General features: G+C 40.1%; 3 protein-coding genes. 2 read left to right on the top strand and 1 reads right to left on the bottom strand.

The genetic code is table 11. The annotated features are described in order from the left end of the window. Nucleotides 1–101: 101 nt before the first annotated feature. Complete coding sequence (locus tag GTH32_RS19010) at nucleotides 102–878, bottom strand: multicopper oxidase domain-containing protein (RefSeq protein WP_246223325.1); 777 nt, start codon at nucleotides 876–878, stop codon at nucleotides 102–104. Between the two features lie 947 nt (nucleotides 879–1825). Here GTH32_RS19010 and GTH32_RS19005 point away from each other — a divergent pair. Both GTH32_RS19005 and tnpB read left to right on the top strand, forming a co-directional pair. Beyond that, nucleotides 1826–2281 carry a hypothetical protein gene (locus GTH32_RS19005; protein ID WP_163088750.1) on the top strand — a complete coding sequence of 152 codons (456 nt, stop codon included), beginning with the start codon at nucleotides 1826–1828 and terminating at the stop codon, nucleotides 2279–2281. 569 nt (nucleotides 2282–2850) lie between these two features. Further along, on the top strand, nucleotides 2851–3096 hold the full coding sequence (gene tnpB, locus GTH32_RS19820; protein ID WP_425482382.1) for an IS66 family insertion sequence element accessory protein TnpB: 246 nt from the start codon (nucleotides 2851–2853) through the stop codon (nucleotides 3094–3096). The last annotated feature ends 94 nt before the right edge of the window (nucleotides 3097–3190 follow it).

Here is a 3190-nt window from a genome sequence, read left to right as displayed (position 1 = left end):
ACTTATTTATACTGATAGAAAAGAATTTGAGGATTCAAGTTATGTTTGTGAAGAGTGCGAGAGATAACAAGGGTTACGACCAACCCACCCACTCAGTGATACTAAAAAACACAAGACATAACAAAATCGAGAATATCTCTGGGATTCATCCGCATATTGGCCCACATAGCTCTTTCTTTTACTGTATTAACAAAACCTTTCTTTTTAATATCGTTAACGGTGTCGCTTATCGTACGTTGTTGATAATTGTAGTAACCCTCTGCTACCTTTAAATGTCTAAACACATCATGTGGATCCTCAAAGGTCCAATCGCTCAATTGAATGACATGTTCTCTGTCTGCACCTATGTCACCGTCAACAGGGTCGATAATGACAGGCCCCAAGTGACCTAACTGCTCTTGCAAGCCCGAGTGGCTGTGATACCAATAGGTGCCGTTTTGTTCTATATTAAATTCATAGGTAAACGTAGAGTTAGGAGCGATACCAGGAAATGAAACGCCAGGTACTCCATCCATGTTAAATGGGAGAATAAAACCATGCCAATGAATAGACGTGCTGTCTGGTAATTCGTTGGTAACATGAATCTTAACTTGCTGACCTTCTCTTAACCGGAGCAATGGGCCAGGTGATATGTCGTTGATGGTAATAGGGCTTGCAATATCGCCGGCAATTTTTTTTTGCTGACGAGAGATCGTCATCTTTATATCTTCCCCACGTACTACCGCACTACCGTGATTAACTTCAGCAAAACCACTGTAATTTTTGCTATTGCTATAACCTTCTGGGGAAGCCCATGGTGCTCTCATTTGACCTAGCAAGGCCAATCCACCAGTAGCATAGGCAGCATTTTTCAAAAAAACGCGCCGATTTCGTTTCATTCGGTTACTCATAAGAATCTCATTTTATTTGCGACATGTGCCATAAACTGTGTTATCGGAACGCAATATTGAAATGGTTGTCAGTCTGTAAACTGACAACTACTTAAGAAATCAAATGAACTTTAGGTGGCCTCAGGAGGCTGAACCCCGAATAAAAATGATAAAAATTGGAGAAATAAAAGTGCGAAGAGGACGGCGCACTAATTGATTTCAAATCAGGCGCAACCATTGTTGTAAGATTAAAGCACGAGCCTAATTTGCATTCGCATAAATCATCACAACACTTTCCGTCGCAGTCTGAATGCGTTTTATGTGGAGAATATTGATTATTGTCAGAGAGATGTTGCATCTTCACAGACTCGACCATATCGGCAGTTATGTTTTTATTAGTTGAAGGTTCACATGCAACGCTAGGCAATGATAAAACAAGCAACACAAGACAAACTGCGCATCTAATTAAGGCACGTAATAGTTCGATGTTTGCTTTATTTGCGTTCATAATGTTTGTGCTAACCGCGTCAATAATGAGTAAAACGTTCACATAAGTGTGTTATTTTTTCAATCAACCTTACAGAAGAAAATTTTTATTCCGAACTACAAATCAAGTCTCAAGGCCTCGATCCTTAGGAAGTGGAGGACATGTTGATGTCCCTTTAGTTAATCTCTGCCTATCTGATTTTAGAGCGTTGCAAAAAGCAGTCCGGCTATGGCTAATCATCCCTACATGAAACTTTTAACCTGATACCCAATCAAGACGTGAGTATATTTGGTCACGTATTTTCAGCTTAATTTGTAATTTAAAACGACCTCTAGTGAGAAGCGATTCAATCGTGCGGTTCTGACAAATTTGTAATGCGTTTGTAATCTGCAAGTTATGATTTCTAGTGGTATTTAGTCTAAATTTTTGATTGGCATTATTAAATCTATGTGGGATATCGAGAGTTATAATGAAAATAGAAAGTGTGAGAGACATTTTAGAGTGGACCATCGATTTTCACGAACAATTGGCAAGTTGCCTCACGCATTGCGAACCAAATAATTCTGAGCACTCAAAAATGGCAATGGAATATTTGATTGCTCATGAGGAGCACTTAGCAGCGCTAATAAAATCATTTTCAGTAAAAGCGGAATCTGGAGAGTTGGAAACGCTCTTTATAGAATATTTGGAGAAGAATCCGATTATCTTGCACGACCAATGCGACGGTGCATTTGAACAGAAAACAGATTCAGAGATTGCAGCAGTCGTAATTGAACAACACCAACAAGTGATAGCACTCTATTCATACCTGAGAGACCAGACTGTTATTCCTCATCATAAAGAACTTTTAGACAGCTTACTGGCACTGGAAAATCAAGAAATTGTACGGATGGCTCAAGGGTTAAATCGGTTTCAGGATATGTGATATATGACGACGAAGTTACTAGCCCTAATGCACTAACCAAAGCGACAGAGAATGCTGGTTTCCCCTCAAGAATAAAATCGTAACTTACTTTCGAATTGCACTTTTTTATTCAAGTTTGGAGCACTATCCTTTGTCCGAAATAGAGTTGTTATCTACAATTACATGTCCTAAATGCGTATCGGTCCGGTAATCCCCACATTCAATTCATAAGTTAGCTAGGGCATGGTGTTCGCTTTGCTAAGGAGAATAACCATGCAGTAATCTCAACGAAGAGACATACAAGACTGGCTCAACTTATTCGAGCAACAAAAACAAAGCGGGCTCACTGCGGTAGAGTTTTGTGGTCAGTAGCAGATTAACGTTCAAACCTACTATACGCGGCGCCGTGATATTCGGCTTCAACGAACAAGTAGCAAGTCCATTCAGGTGAAACGCGAAGTCACGAAAGTTGAATCATACAAAAAAGAAACTGATAGTGAACTTCTCCTGCAACTTGGAAACGCTCAATTGAGCTTGCCAACGAACATGAGTCCTCATTGGGTTGCTACTGGGATGAAGACATTGGCCGAATGAAAATGTTTGTTAAGCCTGCCGATATTTATCTATACATGGATGTCGTCGACTTCCGTAAATCGATTAATGGATTGATTGTCGTTGTTGAGCAAGACATGAACCTTAATCCATTTCGCGATGCACTGTTTGTGTTCTGCAATAAAAAGCGCGATAAGGTCAAAATACTCTATTGGGATAAAACGGGCTTCGCACTCTGGTATAAACGCCTCGGTGCGACAAGAAGTCGCTTTGTTTACTGTTGAACTTTGATTCAACCCTTCGTATTGCCGAAGGTTTCCTATTTCGACATGCGTTACTAGCAATGGTGAGGTGTGAAGCTCGAAAGACAATGTAGCC

The sequence above is a fragment of the Alteromonas profundi genome (genome assembly GCF_010500865.1).
In the GTDB taxonomy this organism is placed as follows: Bacteria; Pseudomonadota; Gammaproteobacteria; order Enterobacterales; family Alteromonadaceae; genus Alteromonas; species Alteromonas profundi.
This window is presented reverse-complemented; position numbering and strand designations above follow the sequence as displayed.

Bases quoted from the DNA above. Each gene is read 5' to 3' on its own strand.
- GTH32_RS19010 (WP_246223325.1), bottom strand. From the start codon at position 878: ATGAAACGAAATCGGCGCGTTTTTTTGAAAAATGCTGCCTATGCTACT.
- GTH32_RS19005 (WP_163088750.1), top strand. From the start codon at position 1,826: ATGAAAATAGAAAGTGTGAGAGACATTTTAGAGTGGACCATCGATTTT.
- tnpB (WP_425482382.1), top strand. From the start codon at position 2,851: ATGAAAATGTTTGTTAAGCCTGCCGATATTTATCTATACATGGATGTC.